Source organism: Geomonas oryzisoli (assembly GCF_018986915.1).
GTDB classification, from domain to species: domain Bacteria; phylum Desulfobacterota; class Desulfuromonadia; order Geobacterales; family Geobacteraceae; genus Geomonas; species Geomonas oryzisoli.
The window spans coordinates 3,007,482-3,025,308 of the sequence record NZ_CP076723.1; the positions used below are offsets into that span (position 1 = coordinate 3,007,482).

At 65.8% G+C, this 17,827-nt stretch carries 12 protein-coding genes; 4 read left to right on the plus strand and 8 right to left on the minus strand.

Annotated features, from left to right (window positions below; genetic code table 11):
• Positions 1 to 126 precede the first annotated feature (126 nt).
• The 3 genes from KP004_RS13140 to KP004_RS13150 are packed head-to-tail and all read left to right on the plus strand — an operon-like array spanning position 127 to position 3,789.
• Positions 127 to 2,664 carry a hybrid sensor histidine kinase/response regulator gene (locus KP004_RS13140; RefSeq protein ID WP_239026802.1) on the plus strand — a complete coding sequence of 846 codons (2,538 nt, stop codon included), beginning with the start codon at positions 127 to 129 and terminating at the stop codon, positions 2,662 to 2,664.
• A 37-nt stretch (positions 2,665 to 2,701) separates the two neighbouring features.
• On the plus strand, positions 2,702 to 3,298 hold the full coding sequence (locus KP004_RS13145) for a chemotaxis protein CheD (RefSeq protein ID WP_216798987.1): 597 nt from the start codon (positions 2,702 to 2,704) through the stop codon (positions 3,296 to 3,298).
• Positions 3,299 to 3,318: 20 nt separating this feature from the next.
• Positions 3,319 to 3,789, plus strand: coding sequence for an SRPBCC family protein (locus tag KP004_RS13150; RefSeq protein WP_216798988.1), 471 nt, complete (start codon positions 3,319 to 3,321; stop codon positions 3,787 to 3,789).
• 235 nt (positions 3,790 to 4,024) lie between these two features.
• On the opposite strand, the gene KP004_RS13155 is transcribed toward KP004_RS13150, so the two are convergent.
• The 6 genes from KP004_RS13155 to KP004_RS13180 form a co-directional block, all read right to left on the minus strand.
• Positions 4,025 to 4,327: a J domain-containing protein gene (locus KP004_RS13155; protein ID WP_216798989.1), complete on the minus strand. Its 303-nt coding sequence runs from the start codon at positions 4,325 to 4,327 to the stop codon at positions 4,025 to 4,027.
• A 51-nt stretch (positions 4,328 to 4,378) separates the two neighbouring features.
• Entirely contained in the window at positions 4,379 to 6,454 is a 2,076-nt protein-coding gene (gene tkt, locus KP004_RS13160; protein WP_239026803.1) for a transketolase, read from the minus strand.
• 293 nt (positions 6,455 to 6,747) lie between these two features.
• The gene (locus KP004_RS13165; protein WP_216798990.1) at positions 6,748 to 7,743 is read right to left on the minus strand and encodes an aldo/keto reductase; all 996 of its coding nucleotides are present in this window, start codon (positions 7,741 to 7,743) and stop codon (positions 6,748 to 6,750) included.
• 322 nt (positions 7,744 to 8,065) lie between these two features.
• Positions 8,066 to 9,496, minus strand: coding sequence for an OmpA family protein (locus tag KP004_RS13170; protein ID WP_216798991.1), 1,431 nt, complete (start codon positions 9,494 to 9,496; stop codon positions 8,066 to 8,068).
• A gap of 256 nt (positions 9,497 to 9,752) precedes the next feature.
• Entirely contained in the window at positions 9,753 to 10,121 is a 369-nt protein-coding gene (locus KP004_RS13175; protein WP_216798992.1) for a rhodanese-like domain-containing protein, read from the minus strand.
• A gap of 12 nt (positions 10,122 to 10,133) precedes the next feature.
• Entirely contained in the window at positions 10,134 to 10,334 is a 201-nt protein-coding gene (locus tag KP004_RS13180) for a hypothetical protein (RefSeq protein ID WP_239026804.1), read from the minus strand.
• A gap of 396 nt (positions 10,335 to 10,730) precedes the next feature.
• Here KP004_RS13180 and flgM point away from each other — a divergent pair, with 396 nt between their 5' ends.
• Positions 10,731 to 11,015: a flagellar biosynthesis anti-sigma factor FlgM gene (gene flgM / locus KP004_RS13185; protein ID WP_216798994.1), complete on the plus strand. Its 285-nt coding sequence runs from the start codon at positions 10,731 to 10,733 to the stop codon at positions 11,013 to 11,015.
• Positions 11,016 to 11,115: 100 nt separating this feature from the next.
• On the opposite strand, the gene KP004_RS13190 is transcribed toward flgM, so the two are convergent.
• On the minus strand, positions 11,116 to 12,603 hold the full coding sequence (locus KP004_RS13190; protein ID WP_216798995.1) for a M15 family metallopeptidase: 1,488 nt from the start codon (positions 12,601 to 12,603) through the stop codon (positions 11,116 to 11,118).
• Between the two features lie 69 nt (positions 12,604 to 12,672).
• Positions 12,673 to 17,826 carry an MBG domain-containing protein gene (locus KP004_RS13195; protein WP_216798996.1) on the minus strand — a complete coding sequence of 1,718 codons (5,154 nt, stop codon included), beginning with the start codon at positions 17,824 to 17,826 and terminating at the stop codon, positions 12,673 to 12,675.
• Between the last annotated feature and the right edge of the window lies 1 nt (position 17,827).

Consider the following 17,827-nt stretch of genomic DNA (forward strand, 5'->3'; position numbering starts at 1 on the left):
GTTTGAGGAAGTTGGTTTTGCTGCTATTATCATTAAGTTGCCCGCCTTGGGGGTAATCCCGCGCTCAACATTTCCTGCCCCATGCCGATGAGGAGCAGGTCGTCACGAATCCTGTCGGAGGAAGTAGTGCCCCACCTCAAAGGTCCACATCCGCATCCCCGCAGCCGCTCGGCGGCCCTGCGCTACAGCGCCATCCTGTTCGCCGCCTTCCTGGTGGTGTTCGGGCTGATCGTCTGGTTCACCGAAGGGAACAACCTGAGGGCGAAGCAGAACGACTTAAGCAGCAGGGCCAGGACCCTCAGCGGTTCGCTGCAGCTTACCCTGGAAGGCGATGCCAGCTACCTGCAACTGCTGGCCCTGGACCGGGCCTCGGGAAAACTCACCGCGCAACTGTTCCAGGAGCGTGCCGGCCAGTACGTGCAGGCGCACCCACAGCTGATCAATATCACCTGGGTCGACGCCGACTTCCGTATCACCGACGTCTCACCGCTGGCGCCGAACCGGCAGATCGTCGGACTCCAGTTGAACCTGCCGGAGCCGAAACGGGTTTCCGCCCTGGCCCGGGAACGGCGCAAGCCGGTGTACACCCACCCCTTCGAGGCCATCCAGGGACGGCCCTCCTTCGAGATCTGGGTCCCCGTGTTCCGGGGCGACACCTTCCTCGGGCTCTTCGGGGGCGTCTACTCGTGCGACAAGCTCCTACAGCAGCTCGCCGCGCAGACCCAGCCGCACCTGTACCACCTGAGCCTCAACGACAGCAGCGGCGGCCTGCTGGCCACCATGCCGCAGATGCAGCTCCTGGACCGTGATTTCTACAAAGAGATGCCGGTCACCGACCCGGAGAGCGGGGTGATGCTGCGGGTAACCCGCTACCAGGTGCGCAGCGACTGGCGCCTGTACCTGTTGAAGGCGGTCTCGCTTTTGCTGATCATGGGGATGTCCTACACGCTCTGGACCCTGAAGCTCGAGATCGACGAACGCAAGCGCGCCGAGGAGGAGATCAAGAAACAGGCCGCCCTTTTGGAGGAAGAAATCACGGAGCGCCAGGCGGCCCAGGAATCGCTGCAGGAGCAGGCGGCGCTGCTGGAGGAAGAGGTTTCCGAGCGCTGGCAGGCGGAGGAGGCGCTCAGGGAGAGCGAGGAGCGGCTGCGCCTGTTGCTCGATTCCACCGGCGAGGCGATCTACGGCGTCGACATCGACGGGAAGTGCACCTTCTGCAACCGCGCCTGCCTGCGCATGCTCGGCTACCAGAACGAGGGCGACCTCCTGGGAAAGAACATCCACGACATCATGCACCACAGCTACCCCGACGGCCGGCACATGCCTCAGGAAGAGTGCAGCGCCCACACAGCGATGCTGCAGGGCAAGGGGAGCCACGTGGATGACGAGGTGTTCTGGGGCGCGGACGGCAGCAGTTTCCCGGTGGAGTACTGGTCCTATCCCCAGGTGAAGGATGACAAGGTGGTGGGGGCAGTGGTCGCCTTCATCAACACCACCGAGCGCAGGCACCTTGAGGAGCAGTTCCGCCAGTCGCAGAAAATGGAGTCCATCGGCCGGCTGGCCGGCGGCGTGGCGCACGACTTCAACAACATGCTGAGCGTCATCTCCGGCGCCGCCGAACTGTCCAAGCGCAAACTCGAGGACGGCGAGCCGATCGGGCAGTACCTGGAACTGATCATCAACGCCGCCAGGCGCTCCAGCGACATCACCCGCCAGCTCCTCGCCTTCTCCCGCAAGGAAGTGGTATCCCCCAAGCCGGTGCAGTTGAACCGGCTCATCGAAGACTCACTGAAGATCCTGACCCGGCTGATCAGCGAGGATGTGAAACTCTCCTTTCATCCCGCGCCGGAGCTCTGGAGCATCATGATCGCCCCTTCGCAGGTGGACCAGATCCTGATGAACCTGGCCGTGAACGCCCGCGACGCCATGCCGGAAGGGGGCAGCCTCGCCATCGAGACGGCCAACGTCCAGATCGCCAGCCACTATGCCTACCTCCATCCCGATGCGAGACCGGGGGAGTACGTGCTGCTTTCGGTGAGCGATACCGGCCACGGCATGGACAAGATGACCGCCGCCCACATCTTCGAGCCGTTCTTCACCACCAAGGGGCAGGGTAAGGGAACCGGCCTGGGCCTTTCCACGGTGTACGGCATCGTCACGCAAAACGGCGGGTTCATCAACGTCTACAGCGAGCCGGGCCAGGGTGCCGTGTTCAAGATCTACCTGCCCCGCCTCCAGGAGAGCGAGGCGACGCCGCAGGGGCCCCTCCCGGCGGAGCGACGGATTTCCGGGACGGTGCTGCTGGTGGAGGACGAGGAGATGCTGCTATGGCTCACGACGAGGCTTCTGGAGGAGATGGGACTCACGGTGATCCAGGCGCAGAGTCCCTTGGAGGCCCTCGAGATCAGCCGGCAGCGGGGAGCGGAGATCGACCTGCTCCTGACCGACGTGGTGATGCCGGAGATGAACGGCAGGGAACTGGCGGAGCGGGTCAAGGAGAGCCTGCCGGAGATGAATGTGCTCTTCATGTCGGGGCACACCTCGGACAACGTGTTGCAGCGCGGAGTCATTGAAGCGGGCATGCACTACATCCAGAAGCCGCTGGAAATGGAGAAGCTGAACCGGAAGATATCGGAGATGCTGGCGCAGCGGCAAAAGCCCTGAGCCCGACTGAGATGCCCGAAAGCGCGGCAGGTGCGGGATGAAGATAGAGACATACCAAAAGGGTGAGCGGGTCACCATAGCGCCGGGGGAGTTCTACGTCACCGGCAAGCCCGGCGTAATCACCACCCTGCTCGGCTCCTGCATCGCCGCCTGTCTGTACGACCGCAGCCGCCGCATCATCGGGATGAACCATTTCATGCTGAGCAACCCGCGCTACTCCAAGGAGCTCCCGCTCAACATCACCGACGCGGGGCGCTACGGCATCCATGCCATGGACCTGCTCATCAACGCCATGATGGCCCAGGGAACCGACCGCTCCCGGCTCAGGGCCAAAATCTTCGGCGGGGCCACCATCATCAACCCCGAAAGCAACACGGACAACTTCTTCTGCGTCGGGCAGGTCAACTGCAGGTTTATCCTGCAATACCTGGAGCAGGAGCGGATCCCCATAGATGCCATGGACATCGGCGGCGACTTCGGGAGGGTGATCCACTTCTCCAACGGCGACTTCGCCGTACACCGCAGGAAGGTGGACTCAAGCCGCAGCAGCAAGCTGGCCCAGCGCGACCGCTACTGCTGGCAAAGGGCGATCGAGCAGCAGCAGGCGGCCCTCACCGAGGTCGAGCTCTGGTAACGGGAAAGGGCGGATTCGTCATGAAGATGCACCTACTGAAGCAGGAACAACTGATACCGCTGCCGCTGGAACAGGCGTGGGGATTCTTCGTGCACCCGGGGAACCTGCCGCGCATAACGCCGCCCGACCTGGGCTTCAGGATCACGGGGGAGCTCCCCGAAAAGATGCACGCCGGGATGATCGTGAGCTACACCGTGACCCCGTTCCTGGGCTGGCCGGTCAAGTGGGTCACCGAGATCACCCACATGCGGGAGCCTTATTTCTTCGTGGACGAACAGCGCTTCGGCCCGTACCGGATGTGGCATCACCAGCACATCTTCCAGGAAACGCCCCAGGGAACGCTGATGACCGACCTGGTGCACTACGTCCTTCCTTTCGGCCCCTTCGGGGAGCTCGCCGCCCCCTTCGTGGCGCGCCGGGTACGCGACATCTTCGAGTACCGACGGCAGGCGCTGGCCGGTGAGCTGGGCTTTGCGCTCCGGCCAGGATAGGGGATCGGGTAGCGGCACCGGTGCAACGGCACCAGCGTGCACATTTTTTAGGCAAAAAGGTAGAAAACCATGATCTTTGAGGGGAAACCGGCGCAATCCCGAAAGTTATCCACAGCGTTTTCCACGAAACTGTGTACAGCGAAGCCGCGCCCAGCAGGGACTTAGGGTATCGGCGCGGTTTTTATGCACTTTTCACCTCTTTCACCGCTCCCTGACACATTATTGACGAAGCCAATCAACCGTTCTCCTTGTCGTTACCCCAGAACGGCCCCTCGAAGAACTGGCGCCTGAGGCGCTCGTCCGGATTCTGCTCGTAGAATTCCTCCTCGGCGAAGGAAAAGCGGTAGTCGGAGACGTACTCGAGCAGGACCCGGTAGGCGGCGTTCACCTTCCTCATCTCCTCGCTGTCGTCCGGCGCCCCCAGGTCGGGGTGGTGTCTTTTCACCAGTTCCCGGTGCCGGCTCTTGATCTGACTGAGGCTCGCCCGCTGCTCCAGGCCGAAGACCGCCAGCGCCAGTTGCAACTCCTTATAGGTCATCGCTTTCCTCCCGTCTCAACCAGGCGCCGCCGCGCGCTCCGGGATAACCGCTCACCTCCCCGCCAACTGCCGGGCGAGCCTGCACAGGTTTGCCACCGAGAAGCCGTACTCCTCGAGGACCCGGTCTCCCGGCGCCGAGGCGCCGTATCCCTCGACGCCGAGTACCACGCCGGCGTCCCCCACGTAGCGGTGCCATCCCTGGGGACTCCCCGCCTCGACCGCGAGCCTGAGCGGGACCTCCCGCGGGAGCACGGACTCGCGATACTCCGGCGGCTGCTCGTCGAAGATCTCCCAACTCGGCAAGGAAACCACGCGCACCGCGAGTCCCTCCTCCTGCAGCTTCAGGCGCGCCTTCAGGGCGAGGGAAACCTCGGAGCCGGTGGCGATCAGGATGAGACGCGTCCCCTCCCCTTCAAAGTCGGCCAGCACGTAGCCGCCGCGCAAGAGCCCCTGAGCCGCCCCGTAGTGCTCCCGGTCCAGGGTGGGGACGGCCTGGCGCGACAGCACCAGGGCGACCGGGCGGTTCCTGATGGAGAGCGCGGCACGCCAGGCAAAGGCGCTCTCGTTGGCGTCGCAGGGGCGCAGCACGATCAAGCGCGGAATGGCCCGCAGCGAGGCCAGCTGCTCCACCGGCTGGTGGGTCGGGCCGTCCTCGCCGAGGGCGATGGAATCGTGGGTGAAGACGTGGATCACCTTCAACTCGGAGAGTGCCGCCAGGCGCAGCGACGGACGCAGGTAATCGGAGAAGGTGAGGAACGTGGCCCCGAAGGGGATGGTGCCACCGTGGGCGGCCATGCCGTTCAGAATCGCCGCCATGCCGTGCTCGCGCACGCCGAAGTGCACGTTGGCGCCCCCCGCTCCCCACTCGCCGCCCACGGCCCCCTGGCGGTCTTCGGGCTGCCACGACTCGCTCTGGAAGTCACCCCTGCCGGTGAGCGCGGTGACAGTGGAGGGGTTGAGGTCCGCGGAGCCGCCGAAGAACTGGGGCAGGCGCCCCGCCAGCGCGTTCAGTACCTTCCCCGAGGCGGCACGGGTCGCCATCCCCTTCTCGTCCGCGGGGAACTGCGGCAGGGCCTCCTGCCAGGCGGCGGGAAGCTCCCCCGAGACGGCAAGTTCGAGTTCGGCAGCCGGTCCGGGGTACTCGAGCGCGTAACGGGTGCGCAACGCCTCCCACTCCCGCTGCGCGGCGCCCCCCTGCTCCAGCGCCTGCCGGAAACGCTCCAGCGCGCGCTGCGGTATGTAAAATTCCGGCCCGGCCGGCCACCCCAGCCGCTCCTTGCTGCGCAGCACCTCGTCTGCGCCCAGCGGCGAACCGTGCGCCTCGAAACTGTCCTGCTTGCCGGGAGAACCGAACCCGATGCGGGTGCGCACCATGATGAGGCTGGGGCGCCGGGTGTCGGCACGCGCCTCCTCGAGCGCGCCGGCCAGGGCCGCCAGGTCGTTGCCGTCCTCGACCTCGAGAACCTGCCAGCCGAAGGCGGCGAACCGCGCCGCGCGGTCCTCGGTAAAGCTCAGGGAGGTCGAGGCGGCCAGCGTGATGCGGTTGTCGTCGTAGAGGCAGATGAGCTTCCCCAGTTGCAGGTGCCCCGCCAGGGAGGCGGCCTCCGACACCACCCCCTCCATCAGGTCGCCGTCACCGGCGATGAGGTAGCTGTAGTGGTCGATGAGGCGGAAGCCGGGGCGGTTGAAGCGGGCGGCCAGGTGCGCCTCGGCCATGGCCATGCCGACCGCGTTGCCAAACCCCTGCCCGAGCGGCCCGGTGCTCACTTCGACGCCCGGTGTGAGGCCGCGCTCGGGGTGTCCGGGGGTGCGGCTCCCCCACTGCCGGAAGCGCCGTATCTCCTCCAGCGGCAGGTCGTACCCGGTCAGATGCAGCAGGGCGTACAGCAGCATGGAGCCGTGCCCCGCAGAGAGCACGAAGCGGTCCCGGTCGAACCAGGCCGGATCGGCCGGGTTGTGCTTCAGGAATCGGGTCCAGAGCTGGTAGGCCATGGCAGCGGCCCCCATCGGCATGCCGGGGTGGCCGCTGTTGGCATTTTGAATGGCGTCGACCGCGAGAAAGCGCAGGGTGTTGATGCAGAGCTGGTCCAGATCGGTGGCGGGGTCGGTGACGGGATGCATAGTCATGGCGCTGCTCCTTCAGGTCTGAAGTCCGGGAGCATCGGCACTTTTCCCGCCACGCCTCTTTTTGATGCAGAGAAGCTTCTGAACGAACTGTGGCAGGGAAGTAGTGGTGCTTCCTGCCATGACTATAACAAGTGATAAGGGAAATAGGAACTGGGTCATTGATTGACAATTGACAATTGACAATTGACAATTGACAATTCGAATCCAGAAATGACTTTGTCTCGCGAACTCTATGACTTGGCCTCCCTTGCCCGGTACAGTTTTATCAACGGTCCGTCCCCCTCCATGGTGGCTTAATCGGAGTTGTCCGCGAAACTGAGCGCCGCTTCGGGCGAACGCGCGCCGGCCACCCGGAAGCCGGAAACCGACTTGTCGAGCCTGCACCAGACGTCCTCACACAGTTTCAGCCCCACGGCCTGGGCGTTTTCCTCCAGGTAGCGCAGGTGCCGGGTCCCCGGTATGGGGACGATGTCGCTGCCGCGGCGCAAAAGCCAGGCGAGCGACACCTGTGCCGGGGTCGCGTCGTGGGCGCAGGCGAGCTCGTTGACCATGGAGACCAGGGTGAAGTTGTGGTGCAGGTTCTCCGCGAGAAAGCGCGGGTTTTTGCGGCGCCAGTCGCTGGGCTCCAGGTCCTCCGGGGTCCGGATCTTGCCGGCCAGGAAGCCCCGTCCCATCGGGCTGTAGGCCACGAAGCCGATGCCCAGTTCGCGCAGCACCGGCAGGAGCTTGTCCTCCACCCCCCGCTCCCACAGCGAATATTCCGACTGCACCGCGGTCAACGGGTGTACGGCGTGGGCGCGGCGCACGATGCGGGGCCCCACCTCGGAGAGTCCTATGTAGCGCACCTTCCCTTCACGCACCAGTTCCGACAGGGCGCCCACCGTTTCTTCGACCGGGACGGCGGGGTCCAGGCGGTGCTGGTAGTAGAGGTCGATGTAGTCCGTCCCCAAGCGCTTCAAGGACCCGTCGATCGACCTGCGTACCTGTGCAGGGCTGCTGTCCAGGCCGATCTGCCTGCCGTGCGGGCCAAAGCGCCAGGCGAACTTGGTGGCCAGCACCAGCTTTTGCCGCGGGACCTCCTTCAAAAGGCGTCCCAGGAGTTCCTCGTTGCAGAAAGGGCCGTAGACCTCTGCCGTGTCCCAGAAGGTGATGCCCAGCTCGACGGCGCGGCGCAAGACCCGGATCGACTCGGGCAGGTCGCCGCTGCCGTAGCAGTAGGTCAATCCCCGGCAGCCAAGCCCCAGCGCCGACACCTCCAGCCCCTGTCGCCCCAGTTTTCGTTTGTGCATAAAACCTCCTAAGACCGTTCAAGGTTCAACGTTCAACGTTCGATGTTGACAAAGCTCGGGCCGACGATTTCCCGACGGCAAATGTTGCCGCTGCTCGCTGCACCCTGCCCAAACCTTCAACCTGTAACCTCGCCCTCACCCTTGCCCTTGCCCTCGAACATTGAACATTGAACATTGAACGTTGAACGGGTGTTGCTTCTTCCCTTTGGTACGGCGACAAAAATAGCCCATATGGCTATGGGCTACTTTTGCGGCGGCGTTGGTCAGGGGTGCCGAAGGCCAGGGTGCTGCAGGTAAGCGAAGGTCCCCTGGCCGCTCATGTCTACTTGTTGACGACGCAGTCGATGATGGCGTTGATCCTGCGGTTTTTCTGCCGCCCTTCCGCCGTGCTGTTGTAGGCGATGGGGCGGGTCGAGCCGTAGCCCTTGGCGGAGAGACGGGAACGCTCGATGCCGAAGTTCTTCACCATGTAGTCGACCACGTTCTGGGCACGCTGCTGGGACAGTTTCATGTTGTGGGCCTGATCGCCGGTGTTGTCGGTGTGACCTTCGATGACGGCGGTCGTGGTGGTGTAGCGTTTCATGTAGTCGGCCACTTTGGCGATCTCATCGCGGTACTGGGGCTTGATCTCCGCCTTGCCCAGGTCGAAGTCGACCACGAGGGACATGCACAGCCGCTCCGGCGGGGTGACCTGCTGCACGTCGAAGGCGCAGTCGATGATGGCCTCGATGCGGCGGTTCTTCTGCTTCCCTTCATCGGTCGCGTTGTCGGCGATGGGACGGGTGAAGCCGTATCCCTTGGCGGCGAGACGGGAACGCTCGATGCCGTACTGCTCGGTCAGCACATCGACCACGGCCTGGGCGCGGCGCTGGGAGAGGTCCATGTTGTGGTTGTAGGAACCGACGTTGTCGGTATGCCCCTCGATGACGGCCGTGGTGGTCGGATACTTCTTCATGAAGTTGCCGACCTGGGCGATCTGGTCGCGCAGTTCCTTGCGCACGATGGCCTTGTCGATGTCGAATTCGCCCTGCAGGGTGATGCAGTACTTGTAGTGCCCGGGGCTCGGCTCGGCGGCGGTCGGCTGCGGCTGCGGTTCGGGGGCCGGTGCAGGCGCCGGGGCCGGCGGCGGGGTCTGCGCGACGGTGCCACCCGGTTCGGCTGCGGTGGCCTTGGCAGGGGCAGTCCTCGCGGTCCGCCCCCCCATTACGAAGGTGAGGCCGACGCTGTATTCCCAGTTCCTGGCGATGTTCTCCTCGATGTCGGAGCTCTGGAAGTCGATGATGCGGCGGGCGTCGGCCCTAAAGGCTATGTCGTCGGTGAAGAAGAGCTTGAAGCCGGCGCCGCCGTTGGCGGTGCCGTCGTGGAGGTCAGTCCCCTTATACCGGATGGTGTACCCGCCGCCGCCCAGGGCCAGGTAGGGGACGAAAGCGGACCTGGGCATGAAGTTCCAGATCAGATCCAGGTGGTACGAGTACATGCCGTTCTCGCGATCGGAGGCCTGGTCTTCCACCCTCAGGTAGCTCCCCACGAGCTCGGTGGCAAAGTTGTCGGTCCAGTCATAACCGAGCCGCAAGCCGCCCGTGATCCGGTTTTCCCTGTAGTTGCGTTGGGGCAGTTTCGAATCGTCGAAAATGTACCCGCCGGCGTAGGGGGAGATGGAGAACGCCCCCGCACGTTCTCCGGCGTGCGCCGTGGCGGCCAGCGCCATCACGGCCATGACCATGATGCAGATAAAGCCGGTGATCTTTTTCATCGTGGTAGCCTCCTTGTTGAGGAGAATCCTCCGTGGGACACTCCCGCTAAATTTTTCGAGCCGGCGTCCGGCCCATCCAGTCCCGGCCCGAGCCGGTGTGAAAGATCCCGCAAACTACCTGATCGACTATCTGCAGTGCCTCGCATGCCACTGCCGGAAAAATTAACGTTTACCAATATAGCGACATTCCTGCGGCTGTCAACCGGCGAAAAACCGCACTGGAAGCCGCTGCGCAAAGCATGCACAGCAGACAGGCTCACTCTCCCCGGGTGCGCGTCATGTCGCGCGCCGCCTTGACCTCATCCGCGGGAAGCCCCGCCTCGAGATACCGGGACACCCCTCCCTCGAGCGCCCGCGCCGGCACACCGTTGTCGGTGAGGAAGGCGGCCAGCTCCAGGGCGGGCTCGTCGCCGGGAACAGCCGAGCAGACCACCACCAGGCGGTCGCGCGGCATTTCCCGGAGGTGCCGCCTGGCGTCGTCGAAGTTGACACGCAGCGCCCCCCGGATCCGGTAAACCGCGAGGTCGGCATCGCCGGGGTGCCTCAGCTCGACAAAAAAAAGCGGCTCTCCCCCCTTGATCCGCTCCCATACCCATTGCGTTGACACCGCCAGATCGCGCCCCATGGTTCCTCCCGGTCAGTCCTCTCCCTCGTCGCCGGCTTTCTGGTCGACATGTCTGCCGTCCACCTTCCTCCTCAGGGTGAGGTACACGAAGAGGGCGAGGGCCGCGATGATGAAGAGGGTGACGCTCAAGGCGAAGGTGCCGAAGGAATGCTGCTTGACCGCCGGGGCGGGAACGTTCGACGGCGCCTGGGTTTGTGCTTGCACAGTGGCCATGGCCTCCTCCTTTTGTCCGGTCATCCGCTATTACCCAGCGGGCGGCACCCATCTAAAATAACTTAGTGCATTTTAATGTCAATACGCCAATCTTTGTTTTTTGCCGATACTGGAGCAGAAGCCGACAACTGAACAGCTAGCGCAATGGTCGACTCGACAGGGGCGAACGGGGAAAAGAATGCTGGTGCGGCCAGACAGCGGTCGAAAAAAACGCTGCTGTCAGGGGGAAAGGTCAATGACTGTCGTGGCGGGCGGGACTGGGTGGGGAGTGCGTCTGCAGGCGATGTTCCCCCGCAGTGATAATGAAATAAATATCACTGGGATTTATGCAAGAAAACTATTACCATTCAAGTAGTTCCTGCACACACACCTACAAACGAGCAAAGAGCCGGAGATATGAACATCACCGATAAAATAGAGCAGGCGAAGCCTGCACTTCCCGTCGAGGGAAGGATGGATACCGCGCCGCGAGCCCGGGCGCAGCAATCGGACCGCCGTCCCGAACACCAGCAAGACCTGGTGGAGCTTTCCTCGTCCCTGTCCCAGATCTCCACCAAGGAGCTGGACCAGCAGCAGGCCCGGCGCGTCGCCGCCATCAAGGCACAGCTGCAATCGGGAGAGTACCGGGTCGATTCCCGGCAGGTGGCGGAGAAGATGCTTTCGACAGGGAGCGGCGTCTGAACGGCAGCCTCCCCTGAAACGCTGGAACGCCAAACGGCGCGTCACCCAACCGGTGACGCGCCGTTGTAATTTGCACAGCCAGGCGTCGACGCCCCGGGCGCTACGGCCCGGAGAGGAGCCTTCCCAGGTCGTATTCGAGGTGCTGGTAATCGGGGAAGCGCCAGCTCCCCCCCCAGGTGAAGCCGCGCTGGCGGAAGGGGGCGACGAGCGGATCCCCCGGCTGCAGCATGCCCGGGCGCTGCTCCTGACGGTCGAGGTGATCGACGGATGAGGCCGGAAGCACGCGGCACAGGGCGGGGTTCCCCAGGCAGAAGTCGCGGGCGGCGGCGCCCCCGGCGATCCCGGCGGCTTTCGGCCGGGCGTCCTCGGTCAGCATCAGGTACGGGTTCTGCCGCGGGTTGATGTCGATTGCGGCGCCGTAGCTGTGCCTGGAGAAGACACCGGGCCTGCCGGGAACCTCGCGGCAGTTGAAGGCGGAGCTGTTGTTGGCATCCATGGAACGGAAGTCGTCGCCGTCATAGGCGTCGATGAGTTCCATCCTCTCGATGGGGAAGCGGCCGTTGTAGGCATGGTGCAGGGAATCCATGAAGAAGGCGGCCAGCGCCTCGTGCACCACCAGTTCGCCGTAGTGCGGTTTACCGTCGAAGCCCCAGAAGGTGGTGACCAGGTAGGCGAGCCGGTCCAGGGGGACCGGGCATTCCGGGCGCCAGGACTTTTTCTCCTGCATCAAGCGCCCCACGCTTTCCGGCAGCGTCACTGCAGCCGCGAAGAAAGCGCCGCTGCCGTGTCTAAGCGCCAAAAGGCGCCCCTCGGTGAGCCTCCCCTTCAGCCCGGCCGGCAGGTCGGCGGGAAGCTGCCCCGCGATGCCGGCGGCTGCGGCCGCGACCGCGGAGGCGCTGCCGATCACCGCCTGCGGGCGCTGCTCCGGGTCGAGCCAGCCGATCAGCTGCACCAACTCCTTTTCCGGCAGCGAGACGCAGCCGGCGGTGCCGGTGTCGGGCCCGCGCTCGACATGAATGAAGATGGCGCTCCCCAGGTCGCGCACCACCGGGTCGCTGTTGTAATCGAGCACCAGGGCGTACCTGTAGAGCGGGTCGGGACGCAGCAGCTCCTCGAAGGAGGCGGCCCTGGTCTCGCCGCGCCAGACCCAGCGGTTGTAGTCGGGGGATTGCGGGTCATCCACCCAGAGGTCCTGGCTGTCGACCCGGCGGTAGGGAAATCTGCCGGGAGAGTCGGCCGGATAGCCGAAGGCGGTGCGCAGCGGGAAGATGCCTGCGGGGGTGCGCCCGTCCCCTTCCCGCTTCTCGAAGGGGGGCGCGACGCCGTTGCGCCCGAGATTCACCGGGACCGGCGGGAAGGCGAGCTCCCACCCCAAAAGGGAGCGCCGTACCGGGTAGAGGGTCGCCTGCGGCTGCCCCGGAGTGCCGGGGTCGACGTAGAGGAACTGGCCGCTTTCGGAGTTGCGGGCGAGGCCGTCCAGGCTCTCGCCGATGCGCCGCGGCAGTTCCCCGCCGGAGCTGCACCCCGCAACGATGCCGATGGTTAGAAGCACAAAGCCCCCGAAGATGGATCGCCACGTCCTTTTCATGCGCCGCTCCTGGTCGTCAGATTAGAGAGGTCTATACGATTTTGGAGCGGGAAAGGCAAGAAAAACTTCCTAAAAAGGCTGCAACCCCACGATCTTCCTCAAGAGCACCAGCAGATCCCCGACGTCGATGACCCCATCCGGGCGGGACACCCCGTTCACCACCGGGGCCAGGTCCCCGTGGGCGAGCGCCGCGGCGTCGGCCGTTTCCGCCCCCAGTGAGATCCGCATCAGCTGCCAGGCATCCCGGATATCGACGCTGCCGTTGCCGTCCAGGTCACCGCCGATCCGCTCGATGCGCACCAGGTTTCTGTGCGCCACGCTGGTGGTCCCGTCGCTTGAGCTGGCGCTTACCGTGATCCGGTTCTCCCCCAGGGCGAGCGGCAGCTGCTGCCGGAACACGCCGGCGACGACCTCGGGGGTGAACACGGTGCCTCCGGCTTCCACCTGCACCGTCCCCGCCGCCGTGTTCCCCGCCGCGCCGCGTATGGTGACCGACACCGCCTCGGTCCTCACATCCTGCACGGGATCGGTCACGGACAAGGCCGGAGCACGCGGGGTGAAGGTGACGCTGCGCTTCACCCGTGAGCTGCGCCCGTCCAGTTCCGCGCTGAGTTCGATGGTATTCACCCCCTCGGCGAGAATGGCGCTCGCCGTGAAGCTCCCGGCGCCGGCCGCCAGGTCCCGCAGCGCCGCGCCGTTTACCGCCATGGTCACCGCGCTCCCCGGGGTCACCGTCCCCGAGACGGCGCAGTCGGCCGCGTCGGTGACGCTGTCGTCCGCAGGAGCCTGCACCGCCAGGGCCGGCGCCAGCGCGTCCAGGGTGACGCTGAAGCTGTGCGTGGTCACGTTTCCGGCACCGTCACGCGCCCTCACCTCAATGGGGTTTTCCCCCTCGGAGAGGACGACCGCCGCACTGAACAGTGCCGCATCGGCGATGCGGTCGCTGCCTGCCACGGTGAGGCCGGCGATGCCCGAGGTGTCGGTCGCCCGCCCCATGATGTTGAGGACGGGATTGGAGGTGCTCGCTCCGGCGTTGAGCGTCGAAAGAAAGAGTAGCGGCGGGATGCCCTCCTGGGCCACGGCGAGGGTCCGCGACACCGGCAGGGCGGCGAGGTAGTCGCCGTTTCCCTCCTGCAGCGCGGTGAGCACCGTGGTCCCGGCGCCGACGATGGTCACCGTGCTCCCCGCCACCGTCGCCACGGCGGCATCGGAGCTGCGGTAGCTGACCGCGAGGCCGCTCGTCGCGCTGCCTGCAAGTTCGAAGGGTGGATCACCCACCACCTTCTGGGCCGGCGACGTGAAGCTCACCTGCTGCCCCCCGCGCAGCACTACGAAGGGCTGCGACTTGTCCGGTGCCCCCTCCAGGTCGCCGCTGCCCTGCTGGCTCGCTGTGATCACGGTGCTCCCCGCCCCGACTATGGTGATGACGTCCCCCTCCACCCGGGCGACGTCCGGGTTGGAGCTCCTGAAGCTAAGCGGGAGGCCGCTGCAGGCGGAGGCGATGATCTCGAAGGGGGGATCGCCGAAGGTCCGCTCCGGGATGGCCGGGAAGGTGATCTCCTGACAGGACCTGTACACGGTGAGCGTGCCGTTGACCGGAACGAGGTCGTAGTTGGCGGCACGCAGGGTTCCCGCCGCGGCGATGATGGGGTAGCTTCCCACGGCGCTGTCAAGGGTCGCCACGGTGGCGAGGAGCGGGGCACCGGTGACGACCGAGACCCCGTCGCCGTAGACGAAGCCCTGGAAGTTCGCGGTGAGCTCGGGGTTCGGTGTCAGGTAGGCGCGGCTTTTGTCATCGGCTACCACCCGCAACGCCGCCCGGGCAACATCCAGGGTCACCCGGACCTCGGGAGCCGGGTCCCAGAACGCGTCTCCCCCCTGCGAGGCGGTAATGACGGTGCTCCCTGTCCCCGCTATGCGGATCTCACCGTTAACCACGACGGCCGCCCCCGGGTTGGAGCTCGCGTAGCTGACCGGCAGACCGCTGTCCGCTCTCGCTCCCGCAGCGAAGGGGGGATCGCCATAGTTCTTGCGCGGAGGCTCTCCGAAGGTGATGAACTGCGGCCGGCCGGTGACGGCGAAGGTGCCGTCGGCGAAGCTGTAGCGATAGTTGGTGCTGGCAATCCCCCCCAGGGCGATGAGGATAGGGTAGCTCCCCCGCCCGGTGCCTGCATCGACGGCGGTGGTGAGCAAGGGGGCTCCGCCCAAGCTGTCCGGCGTGTCCCAGGGTGCGAGAGCGGTGTACCTGGCGGTAAGCGGCGGGTTGGCAGTGCCTGCCGTCTTGGTCTGATCTACGGCGCTGACAAGCAGGTCCGCCGGCGTGATGGTCAGGTTGGCGCCTCGATAGACGATGTCATAGCCGTTGCCAAGGGCGAGGCTTCCCAGGGTGATGGCGTACTCTCCCACGTCCCTGCCGGGGACCCGGGCCAGCCCCCCGGTGAACTGGTCGCCCCCGTTCAGTGGCGGAGAGAAGGTGTAGGTAAGCGGCGGGTCGTCCTGCCCGTACACCTTGCTGCGGGCATCGGCGCTGACCGTGATGGTGATGGTCGGCGGCTTTAGGTAATAAAGGCGCACCGACTCGACCAGGGAGCCGAGGGTGCCGCGCTCGGAGGCCACGTATCCCCTGGCACGGACGTAGCGGTTCACGCCGGTGCCCAGGTGCGCCAGGTCGAGACCATCCAGTTCCCACCTCCCCGCGACCCAGCGCGCGTTCCCCAGCGGGACCCAGACCGGCACGGCCGCGCCGGGGTTCTCCGAATACTCGAAGCTCACCCGCCACAGCTGCGGCGATGTCCCGGTACGCAGCCAGCTCACCCTGTCGCCGGCATCGGACACGGTGAGCTCCTCGGAACTCCAGCCGTTGGAGAATCGGATCAGCTTCTTCCTCCCGTTCACGCCGGTGAAATCGCCGCCTATGATCAACTTGCCGTCCCCCTGCAGGTTGGCGGTCTCGATCTGGCTGACGGGGGTCCCGCTGACAAAGGGGAAGGTGCCAAGGTCGAAGTCCGGGTCGAGGTGCCCGTCCGGCGTTACCCGGGCGGCGTAGTCGCGGTGCATGACGGCGCCGAAGCCGTCCCGGATCTCGTCGAAAACGCCGTAGATGATGACGCTGCCGTCGGATTGCAGGGTGGCGCCGACGACATGGCTGTCGAAGGTGGCGTCATAGGTGTACCGCCCCGCGATCACGAACCCTTCGTCGACGGTACCGTCGCTGCTGAGGCGCAGCAGGTTCCTCGTTACCGGGACCGTCGCCCCGCTCACCGCATCGACCACGCTCCCGGGACGCAGGGTGAACCCCGAAACAAGGATCCGCCCGTCCGGCAGCAGCACCAGATGGTCGACCTTCCCCCCCAGTTGTAAGGGGGTACCGCCATGCCAGGCCGGATCGAGGAGGCCGCCCGGCGTGATCCGCAGCACTTTCCCCGTGTCGGTGGTGACGAGGAGCAGACCGTCGGGCTGGATGGCGAGGGCAGTAACCATGCCATCCACCTCGGCTGGCGCAACGAAGCCCAGATCGAGCTCCCCGGTGCTCGAGAGCCGGGACAGGTAACGATAGGGGGTCGGGTCGAGGTTGTCCCCCCCGAGGTAGATCATGCCGTCCGCGGCAAGGGTTACTGCGTTGAGAACCCCGAATATCTGCCGGTACCCGCTGACCAGGGTGTTGAAGGTGGCAGGGCCCGGGACCCCGGCGCCGTCGAGGCGCACCATTTGAAACTGGAAGGACCAGTTGACGGTCAGGAATTCCCCAGCCATGAGGAGTGCGTCATCGGGTAGGGGCACCAAGCTGAAGCAGGACTGCCCAAGGGCGAGGTTGGGATCGTAGCCGGGGTCCAAGGACCAGTCCCCCCTGAGCCGTGCGATGTGCTGCCGCCCCGCCCCCAGCACCTGCTCGAAGAGGCCGGTCATCGTGATCCGGCCATCCGGGAGGAAGGAAAGCCTGTTGACCAACCCGGTGCCCCCGACAACCTGCGGCAGGTCGTCGTCCAGGGCTCCGTGCGGGTAGAAGCGGGCAAGGGAGGTGCGAGTCGCGCTACCGACGCTGCCAAAACCGCCGCCGGCAATGAGGCCGCCGTCGCCTTGCCGGGCCAGCACCCGGACCGGGGCGTCGGCGGCGGGAAAAACGGTTTCGGCGAGGGCCCCGTCGATCCTGAAGCGGGCCAGGTTGATGCGCTGTGCGGGGGGGGAGGCGGCAGTGAAGCCCCCCCCCGCGACGATGCCCCCGTCCGGCTCGACGACGAGTGCGAAAACCCCTGCACCGGGGGCGGTGGCCAAACCCGGATCGAAAGAGTCGAGAGTCCCGTCCCGGTTCAGCCGCGCCAGGTAGTTACGGGACAGCCCTCCGCCGGAGAACTCCCCCCCGAGGAGGATCTTGCCATCGGCCTGCACGGCCAGGGCGCGCACGGCACCATTTGGGGAGACCGGCCTGAAGCTCGCGTCGTAGGTGCCCGCGGCCGAGAACCGGGCGATGTTGGCCGACCAGGCGGTGGCGAATTCCCCCCCGACCACGACGGCGCCCTGCTGCAGCGCTATGGCGTGGACCGCCACGTTGCCGCCGTCGTCGTTGAGCCCGCCGGTGTAGGTCCAGTTCAGGGCTCCGCTGGCCGCCCCGGCCACCGCGAGCCCGGCCAGGTTCCTGGTGGGGACCCCCGCCTTGATCTCCGGGAATTCCCCTCCCACCAGGATGCCGGCGTCTGCCGGCAGCAGGACGAGCGAGCGCACGGTCACCGGCGCGAGGGTGCTGGTGACCGGGTCGAGCGGGTCGAGCGCACCGGCGGCACCCATGAGCCGCGCGAGCCCCTTGCGGTTGGTCCCCCCGACGCGGGTAAAGCTCCCGCCGATCCAGATATGATCGGGGTTTCCGGGCGTGACCGGGTCGGGCTGGAGCGCCATGGCATAGACCGGGCCGTCGGGCGGCGGCGGCTGGAATGAGTCGTCCAGGGTGCCGTCGTGGTTGAGCCTGGCCAGGTTGGTCCGCGTCGACACGGGGCTGCCGCCGGTCAAGGTGAAATCCCCGGCGATCAGGATCTTCGCGTCCAGGCGCTGCACCGCGACGGCATGCACGACCCCGGTGATAGCCACGCTCCCGCCGGGATAAATGTCGAAACCGTCCAGGGTCCAGGCCGCAGCCTGCGCCCGCGGGGCCATGGCGCACAGCACCAGGAGCAGGATTGCTGCTGCCGCCAGAACGACGCTCCGTCCTGCTGCCGGGTCGATCCGTCTCATG